General features: G+C 35.1%; 18 protein-coding genes. 6 read left to right on the top strand and 12 right to left on the bottom strand.

Annotated elements, in window-relative coordinates:
- Nucleotides 1-144: 144 nt before the first annotated feature.
- The 12 genes from PHV22_RS00220 to PHV22_RS00165 all read right to left on the bottom strand — a co-directional run bounded on the left by PHV22_RS00220 (nucleotide 145) and on the right by PHV22_RS00165 (nucleotide 11,112).
- The gene (locus PHV22_RS00220) at nucleotides 145-558 is read right to left on the bottom strand and encodes a DUF1016 N-terminal domain-containing protein (RefSeq protein ID WP_295021566.1); all 414 of its coding nucleotides are present in this window, start codon (nucleotides 556-558) and stop codon (nucleotides 145-147) included.
- Between the two features lie 195 nt (nucleotides 559-753).
- Nucleotides 754-1,161 (bottom strand): type II toxin-antitoxin system PemK/MazF family toxin, encoded by a 408-nt coding sequence (locus tag PHV22_RS00215; RefSeq protein ID WP_295020726.1) that lies wholly within the window; start codon nucleotides 1,159-1,161, stop codon nucleotides 754-756.
- A 409-nt stretch (nucleotides 1,162-1,570) separates the two neighbouring features.
- Nucleotides 1,571-3,148, bottom strand: coding sequence for a DUF4041 domain-containing protein (locus PHV22_RS00210; protein ID WP_295020725.1), 1,578 nt, complete (start codon nucleotides 3,146-3,148; stop codon nucleotides 1,571-1,573).
- Between the two features lie 9 nt (nucleotides 3,149-3,157).
- The gene (locus PHV22_RS00205; RefSeq protein WP_295020724.1) at nucleotides 3,158-3,556 is read right to left on the bottom strand and encodes a hypothetical protein; all 399 of its coding nucleotides are present in this window, start codon (nucleotides 3,554-3,556) and stop codon (nucleotides 3,158-3,160) included.
- Between the two features lie 47 nt (nucleotides 3,557-3,603).
- Entirely contained in the window at nucleotides 3,604-3,891 is a 288-nt protein-coding gene (locus PHV22_RS00200; RefSeq protein ID WP_295020723.1) for a hypothetical protein, read from the bottom strand.
- Between the two features lie 35 nt (nucleotides 3,892-3,926).
- Nucleotides 3,927-4,688: a helix-turn-helix transcriptional regulator gene (locus PHV22_RS00195; RefSeq protein ID WP_295020722.1), complete on the bottom strand. Its 762-nt coding sequence runs from the start codon at nucleotides 4,686-4,688 to the stop codon at nucleotides 3,927-3,929.
- A complete protein-coding gene (locus PHV22_RS00190; protein ID WP_295020720.1) occupies nucleotides 4,689-4,871 on the bottom strand; it encodes a hypothetical protein in 183 nt (60 codons plus the stop codon).
- 195 nt (nucleotides 4,872-5,066) lie between these two features.
- Nucleotides 5,067-5,672: a DedA family protein gene (locus PHV22_RS00185; protein WP_295020718.1), complete on the bottom strand. Its 606-nt coding sequence runs from the start codon at nucleotides 5,670-5,672 to the stop codon at nucleotides 5,067-5,069.
- Between the two features lie 115 nt (nucleotides 5,673-5,787).
- Nucleotides 5,788-6,612, bottom strand: coding sequence for a prolipoprotein diacylglyceryl transferase (gene lgt, locus PHV22_RS00180; protein ID WP_295020716.1), 825 nt, complete (start codon nucleotides 6,610-6,612; stop codon nucleotides 5,788-5,790).
- A complete protein-coding gene (locus PHV22_RS00175; protein WP_295020714.1) occupies nucleotides 6,612-7,901 on the bottom strand; it encodes a (Fe-S)-binding protein in 1,290 nt (429 codons plus the stop codon). The genes lgt and PHV22_RS00175 overlap by 1 nt, the downstream gene beginning before the upstream one ends.
- Before the next feature lie 2 nt (nucleotides 7,902-7,903).
- Nucleotides 7,904-9,271 (bottom strand): oxygen-independent coproporphyrinogen III oxidase, encoded by a 1,368-nt coding sequence (gene hemN / locus PHV22_RS00170; protein ID WP_295020712.1) that lies wholly within the window; start codon nucleotides 9,269-9,271, stop codon nucleotides 7,904-7,906.
- A gap of 164 nt (nucleotides 9,272-9,435) precedes the next feature.
- A complete protein-coding gene (locus PHV22_RS00165; RefSeq protein WP_295021564.1) occupies nucleotides 9,436-11,112 on the bottom strand; it encodes an ABC transporter ATP-binding protein in 1,677 nt (558 codons plus the stop codon).
- A 124-nt stretch (nucleotides 11,113-11,236) separates the two neighbouring features.
- On the opposite strand from PHV22_RS00165, the gene waaC reads away from it, so the two are divergent.
- The 6 genes from waaC (at nucleotide 11,237) to PHV22_RS00135 (ending at nucleotide 17,863) form a co-directional block, all read left to right on the top strand.
- Complete coding sequence (gene waaC / locus PHV22_RS00160) at nucleotides 11,237-12,238, top strand: lipopolysaccharide heptosyltransferase I (protein WP_295020711.1); 1,002 nt, start codon at nucleotides 11,237-11,239, stop codon at nucleotides 12,236-12,238.
- The gene (locus PHV22_RS00155; protein WP_295020710.1) at nucleotides 12,207-12,569 is read left to right on the top strand and encodes a diacylglycerol kinase; all 363 of its coding nucleotides are present in this window, start codon (nucleotides 12,207-12,209) and stop codon (nucleotides 12,567-12,569) included. The genes waaC and PHV22_RS00155 overlap by 32 nt, the downstream gene beginning before the upstream one ends.
- A 98-nt stretch (nucleotides 12,570-12,667) precedes the next feature.
- Nucleotides 12,668-14,413, top strand: coding sequence for a sulfatase-like hydrolase/transferase (locus PHV22_RS00150; RefSeq protein WP_299944985.1), 1,746 nt, complete (start codon nucleotides 12,668-12,670; stop codon nucleotides 14,411-14,413).
- A gap of 21 nt (nucleotides 14,414-14,434) precedes the next feature.
- Nucleotides 14,435-15,517, top strand: a complete 1,083-nt coding sequence (locus tag PHV22_RS00145) for a glycosyltransferase family 9 protein (protein WP_295020705.1) — start codon at nucleotides 14,435-14,437, stop codon at nucleotides 15,515-15,517.
- 10 nt (nucleotides 15,518-15,527) lie between these two features.
- Nucleotides 15,528-16,718, top strand: a complete 1,191-nt coding sequence (locus PHV22_RS00140; RefSeq protein ID WP_299944982.1) for a UDP-N-acetylglucosamine 4,6-dehydratase — start codon at nucleotides 15,528-15,530, stop codon at nucleotides 16,716-16,718.
- Nucleotides 16,718-17,863: a LegC family aminotransferase gene (locus tag PHV22_RS00135; protein WP_295020701.1), complete on the top strand. Its 1,146-nt coding sequence runs from the start codon at nucleotides 16,718-16,720 to the stop codon at nucleotides 17,861-17,863. The genes PHV22_RS00140 and PHV22_RS00135 overlap by 1 nt, the downstream gene beginning before the upstream one ends.
- Nucleotide 17,864 lies beyond the last annotated feature (1 nt).

Raw genomic sequence — 17,864 nt, 5'->3', positions numbered from 1 at the left:
ACTTGGTTAAGAAAAGTTGGGATTTACTCAGAGGGGCATTTCTCCAGTTTTTTTATTTTTAAAATAGATAAACAAAAATAAAACAAATCCCTTAAAATAGCGATTATAGAAAATTTGTTTTTTGTTTTTTATAAAATTTGTTTTTTATTTGACAATAAAATAAACCATATTTTTCTTTTCACCATCTTTTTCAACTTCACCACTTACTACCATTTTGTAAACCACTCTTCTTAAATACGAAATATCCAAATCATCTATCCTTTGATGAATTTCAGATATTTTACTTTTTGGATATCTCTCTTTGATACAAGCTCTTAGATAAAATTCCCTCTCCTCATCACTTTTAGAAGCCGATAAAAGTAGATGATTTGTCCAAGAAATTTCTGTTACCACTGGCGACACTTTTTCATTGTCTTTGTAAGTTTCATAAAATTGCTTCATACGCCAAAGACTTCTAGCTGTAAATCCATTTATCGTTGGTTCTTGCAACTTGATATAATCAGCCAACTCTTTAACTACACCTTTACCCCAATTTTCTTTGATGGTTTTGGTGCTTATTTATCTTCTTTTCATCATCCTAGTAGCTTTTTAAAATCTTCTTAAAAAACATTGCAACTTGTCATTTTATTTATTGATTTTGTATTTATTTTGAAGGTTGAGCGTTGAAAACGAGGGGAAATGCAGAACTTTTTGACATGTTTTTAAAAATAGTATATAATTCTTCCACAATTCGCCTTCGGGCACACCCGCTTTTCAAGTGGGGTCAATCAATCTCTTTATTTTCTCTTGAATCGTTTTAAAATTTTCCTTGTCAACCATCCCAATTCTTTTCATCAATCGTTTTGTACTAAAAACTTTGACTTGAAGTATCATTGCAGATGTATTTACCATCCTTTTTGATTCATGATTGTATTCAAATGTATGAAAGTAATCATCATGTTTTAGAGCAGTTGCAGTAGGAACTCCTAAAAACAGATCATGTGTCAACTTTCGGATAATAATAACGGGACGCGTAAAGTTTTCGCCTTTGCCATATTCCTCAGAACCAATATTTTGCCCAATCTTTACCCAAAATAGCTCCCGAGATTTGATACCCACTTTTCGTTCATTAACTTCTGTCTTTTTTTTCGTCTCATTCCACGCATCAAACCGTTTACTCATCATCCTCCCCTTTTTTTGTCATACTATCCTCTTTTAAAAATCTCCTTAAAAAACATTGCAATTTGTCATTTTATTTATTGATTTTGTATTTATTTTGAAGGTTGAGCGTTTGGAACGAGAGAAAGTGGAGATTCACTCACAGGGGCGTTGCTTGCACAACATTTGGCACTTGGTTAAGAAAAGTTGGGATTTACCTAGAGAGGTGTTTCTCCAGTTTTTTTATTTTTAAAATAGATAAACAAAAATAAAACAAATCCCTTAAAATAGGGATTATAGAAAATTTGTTTTTTGTTTTTTATAAAATTTGTTTTTTATTTGCCAAAAAATAAACTTTATTTTTCTTTTCTCCATCTTTTTCAACTTCACTATTTATTACCATTTGGCTAGTTCCCATCGTCTTGATGGGAATTCATACATCTATGAGAGATGGATTTGAGTATGTATTCCCAAGCTGGAGCGTTGGGAACGAGGAAAGAGACACAGGTTGTACTTGAAGCCTCTTTGTTTCAAAATATTCTTCTGCTAAAATCGTGGTAATAAAATCGGCTTCTTTATTGGTAAGTTCCGCTACAGCTGCCCTAATCATCTCAAGATCCACTTTGAAGAATTCTTTTCTTAGATTTACTGCGTTGACACGACTATTCATAAATTTCTTGTGAAGTTCCGATTCAAGCTTTGGTGCATCATCAAAAGCAATCATTGCATGAACATCAAATCTAAAAGGCACACTGGCATCCCCGAGCTCTTTGACTCTATCCATAGGGTCAAGTCGTCGCGTCATTCCTATCTTGTAGACATTTTCACCAAATGATCCAATATTGCTGATAATATATACATGTCCTCTTCGTGTTTGTTCAGCCATACTCTTTGCGCGACATTCCTTGTTTTCTGCCTCTTCTAGTTTTCTTTCAAGCTCAGCAATCTTAAATTCTGCAAGAATAATTTCCTCACCACCTGCTTTTGCAAGCTCCTCTCTCGCTTTGCTAAGCAATTCTCGATATAAATGTTCCTCTTTCTCAGCTTCTTGTATTGCCTTCTCGGCTTCTTGCATTGCCTTTTGCTCTTCTCTCATTTGCTCTCTTATGAAACGCTGTTCTTCTTTTTCTTCCTGTTTCTTTAAGGCAAATTGGTACTGAAGCTCACACTCTTCTAATTTAAGTAATATATACTCATTATTAAAACCGAATTCAAGAGTCAATGAGTTTTTTTCGATATCATTTGCTGCTTTACTAATTCTCTCAAGAGTCCTTGCAAAATTACCAGGGCTAACATTTTCAATCAAAAAGTCACATTCAATATTAAATGTTTTTAACATCATAATTATTTGGTTTTTAAATATTCCGCTATCCAGTGATGTGTATTTGGAGATGGTATTTCTTTCTGGAAATAAGACCGCTTTTTTGTCCATAATCATCTTTTTTTGTGTGTTGCGTATAATTTTTATTTCTTCAGCATATCTTGCGGAAGTCTCATAGAGATATTGAGGTATCTCAAAGTGCCCATAATCAATAAATTCATCAATTCTTGAGTAAAGGTCGGCTTTTCTTGTGATATTTTTTATTTCTGCGGTCAGTGAAGCTATTTTTGCTGCGTCTTTTTCCATTTTTTCGTTTGATGCTTGAATAGATTGTCGTAATTGCTCTTCCTGCGTCTTAAGTCTTTGCAGATCAGCTGTTTCCTTGCTTAGGCCATCAAATGAGGCTTTTGCTATTGCTATCTCATCAGAAATTTTCTTTGCTTCAACGCTCTTATTTTGTATATCATCATCAATGGTCTCAAGAGACAATTGTTTCATCTTCAGTTTAGAATCAAACCTTGAGATTTCTTCATTTTTTAACTTCACTTCTAGCTCTAGCTCAGCAATCGCATCATCAATAGAATTGAAATAAGAAATCTTTTCGTTTGTATTCTTATTTCTTTCAAACAAAAATACCATAATTGCTACTACAACCAACAATGCCAAAACGATAAATATTTTTGTTTCCATTCTTCCTCTTTACTTGATATTTTTTCGAATAAATGATTCGACTAGTCGCCGTCTATCGTCTTGTCTTAACTCAAACAATCTCCTTGAAACTTCAATCATGCTATCTAACTCATTCTTGTCGATATCTCTTTGTCTTGCTGCCTGAAGTTTGCTATTCCATCGCCGCTCCTCTTCCTCGATACGCTGTAAGTTAGCTATTCTTCCTGCCTCTCTAGCTTCTTCAGCTTGTTTGCTATTCCGTCGGCGCTCCTCATCTCTTAAAGTCTGTGCTGTGATGTGCCTCTGCCTCTCCTTCTCCTTCTCTATTAATCTTGCCTGCTTTTCTTTCTCTTTTGCAGCTTTTGCATTTGCCTTATTTATCGCTTTAGCAACTTTAACCACTGCACTAAGAAATCCACCCCTTCCCATATCTAATCCTTTAATAATCTTTGAAATTATTTATAATTGAAATTGCTTCAATATCTACATCTCTTTAATTGTCTCTTTTTGAACAGGTCTCTATCTTCCGCAAAAAGCATGGATAAGTGTAGCCAGATCAGTTCGTCAGAGGAGCGAGCTTTAGATATATAACTGAGGTAGTTTTCAAAGATATCTTCTAAAAAACCGTCTTGATAAACCTCTTCTTTAAACCCTTTGATGGCGGAGATTTTTGCTAAGTAGCTTTGAAATTTTGCCCATCTCTGTGCGACGAGACTTTCATCTTGTTTGGTGGAGTTTAGTATTGATTTTTGAAATATAGACATTTTATTACCGTACCGCTAAACTATTTTTTTATATTCTAACACAAATTATTTTTTTTCAATAAATCCTTCGGATAAACACCGTAAGTCTCATAAAAAAACTTTGAGAAGTGACTTTGATATTTGTAGCCGACCTCTTTTGCTATCTCTCCTATATTTAAGAGTTGTTCTCTTAAAAGGAGGTTTGCTCTCTCAAGACGGAGCTTTTGTGTATACTCATATATGGTGCATTTATATACTTTTTTAAAAACCTTTTTTAGTTTTGACTCGTTTGTCGCGCACAGATGAGCCAGAAGAGTGATAGTAGGAGGCTTTACATAACTCTTTAAAAGTATCTCTTTTGCACTCTTTGAGATGCACAGTTCATCATCGTCGAGATCTTTATCTACCATATCAACTAGTCGCAACCTATGGGCAATAAACTCTAAAATATTTTGCTCACACACTATACTCTTCATCACGGAGTCACTCTTTATATTTACTATTTTATCGATTATGTAAAGGCTGAGAGCATCTATGCTTTGAGTGTCTATAAGAGTGTTTGTGCTGTTTTTATTAAGCACAAACTCTTTTTTTGAGATATTTTCGACTATACTTATCTGTGCATATTTTGCTACGCAAAAAACTACCATTCTATCAAGGTTTTTTATAAGAGTGTCAATGTTGTGAAAAAAGAGTTGTACATCTAAAAAAAAGATGCCATTAGATATATCAACTCTCTTTATGTGCTCGCCTGAACTCTCAAAAAGTGTCGTAACTCTGTATTTTGTGTCAGTGATATTGAAAAATAGGCTTTCCACCTATAAACTGTAATGCTCTATAACTCGTCTCTCAAAATCTTCATCACTCAACTCTCTCTTCATAGGTATAAATTTTTTAGCTTTATCACCTACTGTTGCATGAGCATTAAAATTTGCGTTTTGATAACCATCAAATGCCTCTGTAGTCCTTGTAGCAGCATAGACCATAAAACCTTTTAACAAAAAAGCTCTACCGTAGCCTTTCCCATTCCGGAACTAGCCCCAGTTACCAAAATGACTCTATGCGTAAAAAGCTCCTATAGTTTAACTCGAATTTCTAATTTAAAATAGAATAATAATTATTAGATTAATAGAAAAAACTCACAGCGGAATTATTTTATAAATCAAGCGATTTTAAAAAAATCTAAACTAGTGATTTTACTTTACTAATACATCAAACTTGCGCTCACTTCTTTTTATCAAAACTTTTTTCTCAAGTCGGTTCAAAGTGTAAAATATAGTACCCACTACACTCAAGATCAGAGGTACAGCAAAATACCAGTGAGCTTTAATCCATGCAAGAAGAGCAAGCAGATGGTCTCCATAATAATAAGCTGGTACAATCGTAATAGAAGCCCAAATCAAGGCACTTGCTAGATTAATTATAGCAAATTGACGACCTGAATATTTTGTAAGTCCTATTGCCATTGGTATTACAGTTCTCATTCCATACATATATCGTTGCACAAAGATAATTGGCCAACCATACTTTGTTAGCAAAAGATGGGCTAGTGCAAACTTTCTTTTTTGAGAATGAAGTTTTTTATGAATATAGTTTTTGTTGTATCTGCCAATGTAAAAGTAAATCTGATCTCCGACAAAACCACCGAGTGCACCGACAACAAGGGCTATTATAAGGTTCATATCTCCAGTATGGGACATAATTCCAGCCATTACAAGACCAAGTTCGCCCTCTAAAATACTCCAAATAAACAAAACAGCATAGCCGTACTCTTTTAGCCAATCGATAAATAGATGTTCCATAAGAGCCTTTTATAAAAAAATTATTATTAAAAATTTAATTTGCAATGTAACTATTTTACATAAAAAAATTTAAACATAGGCTTTAACTGCCCACTATTGCGCAATAAAGCATATTCTAGATTATTTTAGTACTATTTACTCTTTTAAAATAAATCCATCCAACAAACGAAAATAGTGCCATACCAAGGCTAAGCAGTTGCCCAAAAGTTACAACATCACAGCAAATATAGCCGATTTGAACATCCGGTGCACGCCAAATCTCTGCGATTGCACGAAAAATACCATAACTCATGCCATACACCAAAATCAGCTCTCCGCTAAATTTTTGATATTTCCTATATAGATAAACAACCACAAAAACACCAAAGCCCTCTAAGACAGCCTCGTAGAGTTGTGACGGATGACGAAGTACACCGTTTACTAAAATTCCCCAAGGCACATCGGCTTGTCTGCCTATAAGTTCTTGATTTAAGAAGTTGCCTATTCGTCCAAACACAAAAGCAAGAGGAACACTTATGGCAACTAAATCCATAATTTTGCCAAAAGCAATTTTATGTTTTTTAGAGTAGATGTAAGTGCTAAGTAAAAAACCTATAACAGCTCCATGATAACTCATGCCTCTTATGCCCACAAATTCACCATTTACAACAGGATTAAAAATCTGCCATGGATGAGAAAGATAGTAGAGTGTTTGAGTATCGTAAAAAAGGATATAGCCGAGTCTAGCGCCCAAAATAACGCCTATCTCAACATAGATAAAATAGTTGTCTATCTCACTGTTTTTGAAATCAATTTTATCTTTTTTAATAAAATATTTTCCGAGGTACAAAGCAGTAACCAAAGCCAACACATACATAATTCCATACCAATGAACTGGTAGTGAAAAGATTTTAAAAGCTATTGGGTCAAAAACGGCATATATGTTGTTCCACGCATTCATTATGGGTGTTCTCTCAGGGCTTGGGCGATTAGCTCAATAGGATTTTTGAAAACGCTTTTCGCATCAACATAATTCATAGAAGCATTTATCTGCATTCTGCAAGCGCTACACTCCGAACTAACTATATCTGCACCAGTTTTTTTAATCATATCAGCTTTTGGGATACCAGCGGCTTTAGCAAGATGATATTTCTCACTCTGCATAGTAACACCACCAAATCCACAACAGCTATTTGGGTCGCTCATCTCAACTATTTTGTAGTTTTTACCTATAAGCGCTCTTGGCTCTTTGTGAATCCCCTGCATTTTTCTAGCATGACAAGGGTCATGATAAGTTACTATTTTTGGGTCTTGCTTCTTTGAAGCCAATAACTCTTCTAGATGTGTGTGTTGTTGCAACCACTCCGTTGCCATAAAAATTTTACTCTTAATCGCAACCGCTCTTGCTTGCCACTCAGGTTGATCGTGAAAATAGTGTTCATAGTCTATTTTAAGCATCGCACTACAAGTTGCTTCTGGAACTATAATAGCTTCAACATCTTTTGAGAAACTCTCAAAATACTCTATGTTAAATTTTGCATTGTAATCAACCGTATAAAAATCTCCAGTAAAGTAAGCAGGAGCCGAACAACACTTCTGGTCTTTAGCTAAAAATGCATCTATCTCCAAAGCTTCTAAAATCTCTAAAAGTGAATTACCGACATCTACGAAGTTATAATTACCCAAACAGCCAATAAAAATAGCAACTTTTCTCTTGCCGCCGTTACTGATATTTTCTTCATGCGAATTTAAAAATGATTTTTTTCTAAGGCTTGGAAGAAGTCTATCCGCCTTTAGCATCGGTAGGTTAAAACGAGAACTCATAGAGTCAATATCTGCTTGAATTTTAAATCCACAAGTTTGAAAAACCCAACCGAGTTTAAACGCCAAATCATTTAGCCATCTATGGCGAAGAAGCAAAAAGAAGGCTCTTTTATACCATGCTATACCAAATTTTTGTGCTATATCTGAGCGAACCTGCTCTATTACCATATCAACTGGAAGTGATTTTGGACAAACCTCAACGCAAGCGGTACATAAAAAACAGCTCTCAAAAATGGCTTTTGCGTTTGCATCTAGCTCTAAATTTCCTCGCTGATAAGCACCCAAAAGGTCCAAAAATCCCCTTGGAGATGTTACCTCATCGGCATTTACATTATGAATGGTACAAACAGGGATACACTTTCCACACTTAATACACTCATCAGTTGTCGCGCCAAAGTTAAAAATCTCTTGTGCAGATTTGCTCATCATCAAACCGTTTTAGAAAATGTTTTAGAGCTTTTTGTGTGTTTTTTCATATATGCATCAAATGGCATAGCTATATTTCTTATAAGCAAAGTACCTGTTTGACTACACTCTATATGATTTTCGTCCATAGTGAGCAGTTCATCCTCCACAAATGGCTTTAACGCTTCTACTGCGTCTGCAAAATATGTTTTAAAATTAATATTAAAGAGTTTCTCAAATCTTCTTATGTCAAGTTTGAAGTTACTCATAAGTTCCATAATCACAAATTGTCTGATTTGATCATCATCACTAAGCACAACACCTCGTTCAAACGGTAGTTTTCCTGCGTCAATTGCATCTTCGTACTCTCTCATCTCTTTATGGTTTTGCGCGTAGTAGTCTATGCCCTCGCCAATGGAGGTAAGCCCCACTCCGATTAGATCAGCTCCACCCTTTGTGGTATATCCTTGGAAATTTCTATGAAGTTCACCTTTTTCAATCGCTTTAAACAGCTCATCTTCTGGCTTTGCAAAGTGATCCATGCCAATCATTTTATAACCATTTGAGGTTAAAAAGTTGATTGTGTACTGCATAATCTGAAGCTTCTCATCCGGAAGTGGAAGAGTTGTTTCATCAATCTTACGCATAGTTTTTTTCATCCACGGCACATGAGCATAGTTAAAAATTGCGAATCTGTCTGGATTTAGAGTAAGTGTGAGTGAGAGTGTCTCTTTAAAAGTCTCTAAAGATTGGTATGGAAGTCCGTAAATAAGGTCAACATTAACGGAGTTCATATTGTACTTTCTAGCCAAATCCATAGCTTCTTTTGTTATATTGTACGGCTGAATTCTGTGAACTGCTTGTTGAACTTTTTCATTAAAATCTTGGATACCAAAACTTACACGATTAAAGCCATTTTTACTAAGCACTCTCATCTGATCTTCATTGATGTGACGAGGGTCAATCTCACAACTTATCTCAGCATCTTTAACAAAATTTGGGAAGAAAGCTCTTATCTCTTTTATAACTTCATCGAGTTGCTCGGCATTAAAAAAAGTTGGAGTTCCACCGCCAAAGTGCATCTGAATAACTTCTCTTTTACAGTTTAGATGTCCAGAGAGAATTTTTAACTCTCTTTTTAAATAATCCAAATAGCGAATCATCTTATCTTCTTTGGAGGTGAAAACTACATTACAACCACAAAAGTAGCAAGCATTTTTACAAAAAGGGAGGTGAAAATATAGGCTCAAAGGGCGAGATGAATCCTGAGAATCAAGTTTTTTTATATACTCATCATATCCAAAAGAGTCGCTAAACTCTAGTGCTGTTGGGTAACTTGTATATCTTGGACCTGGTTTTGAGTACTTTGTAAATTTTGCAAAATCTAACATTTTTCATCCTTGCATATTATTGAAACAGCAATAGTCGCTGCAGTTTGCCACTTTTTGGCAAAAAAATTATCTATATTAATCGTAGCGATTATCTCTAAAAAGTGTTGAAAATCTTATTAATTATTATTATGCAATAAAACAAACAAGTCTGTTTTATTATTAATTTAATTCTTCAACTCTCCAGCTAATCTTTGATAAACCTGCGAAGTTTCCATCAACTCATCATGATTCCCACTCGCAACAATTTTACCTTTTTGTATAACTAAAATCTTATCGGCATTTTTTATGGTGCTTAGTCTATGGGCAATTGTTATGGTGATTTTATCTTTTGTATATTCATCAAGAGCTTTTTGAATTCTCTTTTCACTCTCATTATCAAGTGCAGAGGTTGCCTCATCAAAAAGAACTAAAGATGAATGTTTATAGATAGCCCTAGCAATTGCAATCCTTTGTCTCTGTCCACCTGATAGATTTGTACCGAACTCTTCCATTTTTGTGTACATTTTATCCTCAAGAGAGTCCACAAAAGCCGAAGCATCGGCTAACTCAAGCGCTTCACTTACTCTTTTTTCATCTATCTCTTGTCCATAAGCAACATTTGCTGCAAGAGTATCTTGGAAGATGTAAACTCTCTGCGTAACAAGTGAGATATGGTGCTTCAGAGAGTCTTGGTTAAACTCTTTTATATTTGTACCATTTATCAAAATCTCGCCACTCTCTGGGTCATAAAAACGAAGAAGCATATTTATAAATGTGCTTTTCCCGCCCCCACTATCTCCGACAAGTGCAATATTTTGCCCCTTATTTATATCTATATTTATATCATCTAATGCATAAGTATTGTCATATTTTAGCTTTACATTTTTAAACTCAATATGCACAATATCATCTTCTAAAATCTTATCTCCATCCACGATTTTGCTCTGCGTATCAAGTATCTCAAAAACTCTCTCACTTGCACTTGTTGCGTCTTGAATTTTAGGGTAAATGATTCCAATTTGGCGAAGCGGTTGCATCACAAGCCCGATGGCTGTTAAAAAAGCAGTAAACTCTCCAACGCTCATGTTATTGTTATAAACTTCTCTTCCGCCGACAAATATAACCATGGCAAGTCCGACTGCCGCGACTATCTCGGTGATTGGCGAAACTATATCTCCGACATAAGCCGATTTCATATTTATTTTAAAGAATTGCCAGTTTTCTACACTAAATCTTTTTAACTCAAACTTCTGAGTAGCATTTGCTTTTATAATTTCACTACTATTAAACACCTCAGTAAGCCTACTTACAACATCCGCATTTTTTTCTTGCGACCTATGGGCATATTTTTTTAGTTTTCTAGCCACTAAAATAAGCGGATAGATGATAAGCGGCATAACAACCAGAGAGTAAAAAGCGAGGATGGGGTTCAGATATATAACATAAGCTATAAGGGCAATAGCCGTGAGTATCTCGCGGAGCAGATCTGGCAACATGCTTGAGACAAAATATCTAATTCTATCAATATCGTTTACTACTCGTGAAATCAGCTCTCCACTACGATTTGCATACAAAAACGACATATCAAGACTAATGATTTTCTCCAGTAGCGTCTCACGAAGTCTTGCGATGATATGCTGACCAATATATTTTGTAAAAACTGACTGCATGTATCTGCCAATTGATTTAACTACATAGATTCCAATTAGTCCAAACGGTATAAGATAGAGCATTTTTTCATCTTTTGCGACAAACATATCATCCATAAGTGGCTTCATAATATGTGCGGTTGCTGCTGTAGCACTAACAGTTAAAATAATACCCACAATGACTAAAAAATATTGGAGCTTATAATCCTTCATATATGGCGAATAGCGTTTAAAAATTTCTTTCAATAGTTGTTCCAATGGTTTATTTATGCGGGATTTTATCCTAAAAACTTTTAACTTATCTAGTTTTCATACCCATTAGTGTAAAATCCGTTTCATGAAAATATGTATAGTAAAACTCTCTGCTATGGGCGATATCATTCACGCTATGGTGGCTTTGCAATTTATAAAAAAAGAGATTCCAGATGCTCAGATTGACTGGGTTGTAGAAAGCGGGTTTCGCGGTGTATTAGAGAATAATCCTCACATCGACAACATTTTACCAGTAAATCTAAAATCTATAAAAACAAAAAAGAGTGAATTTTTTACTCAATACAAAATTTTAAAAGCTTACTCAAAAAACAACTACGACATCGTCATAGATGCTCAAGGATTGCTGAAATCTGCCATAGTATCAAGGATTATCGGCGGCAAAATTATTGCCGGGTTTGACAAAAACTCTATTCGAGAAGGCATTGCATCTCTATTTTATAACAAAAAAATTCATATAGCGTATCATGAAAATATTATCCTCCGTAATGTGGCAGTGATTTTGGAGCCCCTTGGAATTCATGTAAATACTCGGCTTTTGGATGCAAAAGAGAGTTATCTTTTTTTTAAAGCCGAACCAAAACTCGCCAAACCATATATACTATTTGTGATTGGTTCGTCATGGGAGAGCAAAAACTATCCAAAAGAGCAGTTTACTTCCCTTGCCAATGAGCTTAATGAACCAATATTTTTAGTTTGGGGCAACGAAAAAGAGAGAGAACTAGCTCTCTGGATTGAAACTCACACGCCAAACGCAAAAGCTTTAAACAAAATGAGCTTTGATGAGTTAAAATCCACTATTGCAAACGCATCGATTGTTATCGGCAACGACACTGGACCAACGCACATGGCATGGGCATTAAATGTCCCATCAATAACTCTTTTTGGTCCAACACCAGCGCGAAACACTTACATAACAAACATCAACAAAGCGATAGAGTCTTCATCTGCCGTTAATCCATATAAGCTCAACAAAAATGACTTCTCTATCGGCGAGATAGAACCTAACCAAATCATAAAAACAATCAAGGAAATTCGTGAACAACAAACCAAAATATCATCTCTTTAAAAACACAAAATACGCACTCGATGGATTTTTACATGCTTTCAAAACAGAGAGTTCTTTTAGATTAGAACTTCTGCTGGCGCTCTTTATCCTCCCGACTATATTTTTACTTGATTTTGAACTATGGCAAAAAACTATCCTTTTTTGCACCGCTCTCTTAGTTTTAATAGTAGAACTTCTAAATAGTGCCATCGAGAATGTTGTTGATTTGGTCACAAAAGAGATTCATCCATTAGCAAAAAATGCTAAAGACATAGGCGCCACCGCTGTGATGTTTAGCATAGCTCTTCATCTTGCCTGCTGGTTGATTTTTATTGTTACTTTAAATAAATAGGTAAAAACACATATATGAAAAACTTAAATTTCTCACTCCTTTTTAAAGCGAACTTTCTCTTAACAACTATTTTTGCTCTGTTATTTTTGCGGTACAATGTGGACTACACTACCCTTAGCCTCTCTTTGGCTATAGCTGGAGTTATCTCCACTGTTACAACAATTTACATTCTGCTTTTCATTATGCTATTTCTTTTTACATTCACAAAAAGATTTATCCTTTTCCTCTCAAGTCTCTTTTTTGTGCTTCTAAACATAGCCTTAGTCGTAGATTTTTTCATATACAACCTATATAAATTTCATATAAACGGTATGGTTATAAATATACTAACCTCGCCAGATGCCATGGACTCTATGCAAGTTGGCACAGAACCTATTTTACTTTTTATGTTTTTTGTGGTTGCTCTGGTTGCATTTGAGATATTTATCATTAAAAAAGCCATACTTGCCTCACCAGACAAAAAACATAGACTTAACAGAAAACTTAACAGAATCATCATAATTCCCGTTTTTTTAATCACTCTAACAGATAAAATTTCATACGGAGTGGCGTCTCTGCTTAAAAATAGTGATGTGGTTTCAAAATATGGCGCAATTCCTCTCTATCAACCTCTGACTTTCAACAAAATCGGTGTGAAATATTTTAAAATAAAGCAAGACAAAGAGACTCAAGACAGCATTAAACTAAACGGAAAACTTAATTATCCACTAAAACCAATTGAACTTTGTGCCAATCCAACTAGGCCAAACATAATCATCATCGCTAGTGATTCTGTTAGAAACGCTGTTCTTGGCAGTGAAGTTACTCCAAACATAGAGGAGTTTAAAAAAGATTCTTTAACATTTAACAACCATCGAAGTGGCGGAAATGCGACTAGATTTGGGATATTTTCAATCATTTATGGCGTGAACTCTACCTACTGGTTTAGCTTTTTAGATAATGCAAAAGCTCCAGTTCTTTTTGATGTACTTAAAAAATTGAATTATAAGATAGATATAACCTCTTCCACGAACACTTCATGGCCTGAGTTTAAACAAACTTGTTATGCAGATATACATGAATGCGTAAGCGATAATTTTAGCGGAATTCCATGGGAGCGAGACAAACAGAGCAGTGAACACTTTATAAAACAACTTGCTAACTATAATGGTAAAAATCCAATCTTCTCTTTTGTTTTTCTTGATGCACCGCACGGCTTTTCATATCCAAAGGAGTTTAACAAATTTAACGCAACTGGTAACAATATAAACTATTTAACCGCCACAAAAGGAAGTAAAGAGATTAAAGACGCTTTTGCTAGATACAAAAACTCCGTAGCTTATGATGATATACTCTTTAAAAATATGATAGATGAGCTCAAAAGAAAGAATCTGTATGACAACTCCATAATCATATTTACCTCAGACCATGGGCAAGAGTTTTATGAACATGGCAATTTTGGTCACAACTCCGCATTTTCAAGTGTGCAAACAAACTCGCCTTTTATCATAAAGTTTCCAAAAAATATGAAGATTCCAAAAATTGACACAAATCAGCTCACTTCTCATAATGATATCGTACCAACACTGCTAAGCATACTTGGCGTTAAAAATAATCCATCAGATTACAGTAACGGATACAATCTTCTTGATAAAAACTACAAAAGAGAGTACGCATTTTGTGCTAGCTGGAATAACAACGCCATCATAACAAACAGCTATACATATCTCTTCTCAAACAGACCGGACAAAATGTTCAAAAATGAAATTAGAGATACAAAAACATACGAAAAAGCCGAGGGTGTCAAAGTTGATAGCAAAAAGGTTTTAGATATAATCAACGAAAATAAAAAGTTTTTTAATTAAGTAGAAAATCAAAGGAATTTTATGGCTTTACCGCTTCACTCACGCCTTAGAAGGGATTTAAAAAATAGTTTTAACAAACTTCTATCGCTACTTTTTCCAACCAAAGCCAAACGAGAAATAATTCCAAGTGGGGAGATTCATCGTATATTGGTTATCCGAATCAACTATCGTATAGGAAATATTCTTTTTATGACTCCACTGCTTCGCGCACTAGAGCAACGCTTTCCTGAGGCTGACATAGATGTTCTAATTGGAGCAAAATATCCATCATCTTTGCTAAGTGGTTTTGCTACCGTTAAAAATGTCTATGACTTTCCAAGAAAACTACTCAAAAATCCAATCAATCTATTTCGTTACATCAAACAACTACGCACTCCGCACTACGATCTTGTAGTAAGCCTAAACAGCAGTTCAGCAAGTGACAAGGGTGCTACTTTTTTGGCTCGAAGCACATACAAATTGGGATTTAATTCTCCTAATAACTGGTCACCTTCAACCCATGTTGTTGATTTTCCTACAGTTAGCATACACGAAGCGCTTAAACCCCTCTATCTGATGCAGGCGTTTGGCAATAAACCAAGTGATTACCCTCAGATATTAGACATTGCCCTCAGCGAATACGAGAAAGAACAAGGGCTGGAAATGCTTAAAAAACGGCTCTTAGAACAAGGATATATCTGGGGGGAGAAAAACAAAATCATTGCTATTTTCCGTGATGCCAGATTTGAGAAAAAGATTGACAATGAGTGGTGGATAGAGTGGTACAAAGAGATGAAACAACTCAATCCAAGTGCCGTCTTTATAGATATTCTCTCTCCTGATGTGCTTGAGAAATTAAGCAATGAGTTCTACACCCTTATGGAATCCAACCTGCGAAATTTAGGTGCCATGCTCTCACAAATAGATGCTTTTGTTTGTGGAGACACTGGACCGATGCATCTAGCTAGTGCTTCAGGAGTTCCCACTATTGCTCTATTTAAAACAACCTCTCCAACTCTCTACGGCACACTTGGAATAAACGATCGTTCACTTACACTAAGTGGGTTTACTCCGCAGACAATCGCTCTGCAAGTCAGCAATCATATCGCACACAAAATAGATTAGGAGCTAAAAAATGCCAAATATTTTAAAATTAATAGATAGAGAAAAAGAGTTATTCAAAGATGACATAAAAAAATATGAAAAAGAGCTCTCAAACATTGTGTCGTCTTCAGCATTCTTAGTGATCGGTGGTGCCGGTTCAATAGGGCAAGCCGTTACAAAAGAGATATTTAAACGAAATCCTAAAAAGTTACATATAGTGGATATAAGCGAAAACAACATGGTAGAACTTGTCAGAGATATTCGTAGTTCTTTTGGCTACATTGATGGTGATTTTCAAACCTTTGCACTTGATGTTGGAAGTGTGGAGTATGACGCGTTTATTAAAGCGGACGGAAAATATGACTATGTCTTAAACCTCTCTGCCCTCAAACATGTAAGAAGCGAGAAAGACCCCTTTACTTTAATGCGAATGTGCGAGGTAAATATTTTCAACACCGACAAAACTCTGCAACAGTCCATAGAAAACGGGACTAAAAAATATTTCTGCGTAAGCACCGACAAGGCGGCAAATCCGGTAAATATGATGGGTGCAAGCAAGCGAATTATGGAGATGTTTTTAATGAGGAAATCTCTTCAAATAGATATTTCAACCGCAAGATTTGCAAATGTTGCTTTTAGTGACGGTAGTCTGCTTCATGGGTTTAATCAGCGAATTCAAAAACGCCAGCCAATTGTCGCCCCCAACGATATCAAACGCTATTTTGTCACCCCTAAAGAGTCGGGTGAACTTTGTCTCATGTCATGCATTTTTGGAGAAAATAGAGATATCTTTTTCCCAAAACTAAGCGAGGCTCTTCATCTAATCACCTTTGCCGATATTGCTGTGAAATACCTAAAAAATCTAGGTTATGAGCCATATCTTTGCGAGAGTGAAGATGAGGCAAGAGAACTGGCAAAAACCATGCCAGAGCAAGGAAAATGGCCATGTCTATTTACTGCAAGCGACACAACTGGCGAAAAAGATTTTGAAGAGTTCTTTACCGACAAAGAACTCCTTGACATGAGCAGGTTTCTAAATCTCGGCGTCATTAAAAACGAAGCCATTTTTAATGAGGATAAACTAAATTATTTCATACAAAAAATAGATAGTATGAAAAATGCAAAATCTTGGACAAAAGATCAGATCGTAGAACTGTTTCATGAGATGATTCCAAATTTTCGACACAAAGAAACCGGCAAATATCTTGATGGGAAAATGTAATGAGTTTTAAAAATATTACCACTTTTATTCAACAAACATTTGATACAGAAGCATTTATCCCACTTCATGAGCCTCGTTTTACTGGAAATGAGAAAAAATATTTAAATGATTGTATAGATTCTACTTTTGTCTCAAGTGTTGGAAAATATGTAGATATTTTTGAAAAAGAGTTTGCAAGAACTGTTGGAAGCAAATATGCAATAGCCACCGTAAATGGTACGGCGGCACTTCATATTTCACTACTTTTAGCTGATGTAAAAAAAGAGGATGAAGTGATAACTCAGCCACTTACTTTTATAGCCACATGCAATGCCATCTCTTACATCGGAGCAAAGCAGATATTTGTAGATGTTGATTTGGATACTATGGGCTTAAGTCCTGATTCTTTGAAGTCTTTCTTAGAGACAAATTGTGAATTAAAAGGAAATGCTTGCATCAATAAAACTACAGGGAAAATCATCAAAGCTTGCGTCCCTATGCACACTTTTGGACATCCATGTAGAATTGAAGAGATAAAAAATATTTGTGATATTTGGAACATTGCTTTAGTTGAAGATGCGGCTGAATCACTTGGAAGTTATTATAAAGAGAAACATACAGGCACATTTGGGAAAGTGGGTGCTTTTAGTTTTAATGGAAATAAAATCATCACTTCAGGTGGTGGCGGAGCAATAGTCACCGATGATGAAAATTTGGCAAAAAGAGCAAAACATATCACAACAACAGCGAAAATCCCCCATTCTTACGAATATGTCCATGATGAGATAGGATACAACTATAGATTACCAAACATTAACGCATCTTTATTAGTTGCACAACTTGAACAGCTTGATAATTTCTTGAAATCAAAAAGAGAATTAACCTTGAAATATAAAAAGTTTTTTTCTACAAATAATGAGATTAAATTTATAGAAGAACCAAAAGATAGCAAATCAAATTATTGGCTACAAACTGTTTTGTTAAATGATAAAATTAAAAGAGATGAATTTTTAGATTTTACTAATAAAAATGGTGTAATGACAAGACCAATTTGGCGACTTATGAACGAACTTGAAATGTTTAAAGATTGTCAATGTACCGATTTAAAAAATGCAAAATATTTAGAAGAGAGAGTTGTTAATATACCGAGTTCGGTGAGAGTATAAA

Source organism: Sulfurimonas sp. (assembly GCF_028713515.1).
Taxonomy (GTDB): Bacteria; Campylobacterota; Campylobacteria; order Campylobacterales; family Sulfurimonadaceae; genus Sulfurimonas.
The sequence above is the reverse complement of the archived record's forward strand: the minus strand, read 5'-3'. Positions and strand labels throughout refer to the sequence as shown.

Coding starts and splice junctions, on each gene's coding strand:
- PHV22_RS00215 (WP_295020726.1), bottom strand. CDS start 1,161: ATGAGTAAACGGTTTGATGCGTGGAATGAGACGAAAAAAAAGACAGAA.
- PHV22_RS00210 (WP_295020725.1), bottom strand. CDS start 3,148: ATGGAAACAAAAATATTTATCGTTTTGGCATTGTTGGTTGTAGTAGCA.
- PHV22_RS00205 (WP_295020724.1), bottom strand. CDS start 3,556: ATGGGAAGGGGTGGATTTCTTAGTGCAGTGGTTAAAGTTGCTAAAGCG.
- PHV22_RS00200 (WP_295020723.1), bottom strand. CDS start 3,891: ATGTCTATATTTCAAAAATCAATACTAAACTCCACCAAACAAGATGAA.
- PHV22_RS00185 (WP_295020718.1), bottom strand. CDS start 5,672: ATGGAACATCTATTTATCGATTGGCTAAAAGAGTACGGCTATGCTGTT.
- lgt (WP_295020716.1), bottom strand. CDS start 6,612: ATGAATGCGTGGAACAACATATATGCCGTTTTTGACCCAATAGCTTTT.
- PHV22_RS00175 (WP_295020714.1), bottom strand. CDS start 7,901: ATGAGCAAATCTGCACAAGAGATTTTTAACTTTGGCGCGACAACTGAT.
- hemN (WP_295020712.1), bottom strand. CDS start 9,271: ATGTTAGATTTTGCAAAATTTACAAAGTACTCAAAACCAGGTCCAAGA.
- PHV22_RS00165 (WP_295021564.1), bottom strand. CDS start 11,112: ATGAAGGATTATAAGCTCCAATATTTTTTAGTCATTGTGGGTATTATT.
- waaC (WP_295020711.1), top strand. CDS start 11,237: ATGAAAATATGTATAGTAAAACTCTCTGCTATGGGCGATATCATTCAC.
- PHV22_RS00145 (WP_295020705.1), top strand. CDS start 14,435: ATGGCTTTACCGCTTCACTCACGCCTTAGAAGGGATTTAAAAAATAGT.
- PHV22_RS00140 (WP_299944982.1), top strand. CDS start 15,528: ATGCCAAATATTTTAAAATTAATAGATAGAGAAAAAGAGTTATTCAAA.
- PHV22_RS00135 (WP_295020701.1), top strand. CDS start 16,718: ATGAGTTTTAAAAATATTACCACTTTTATTCAACAAACATTTGATACA.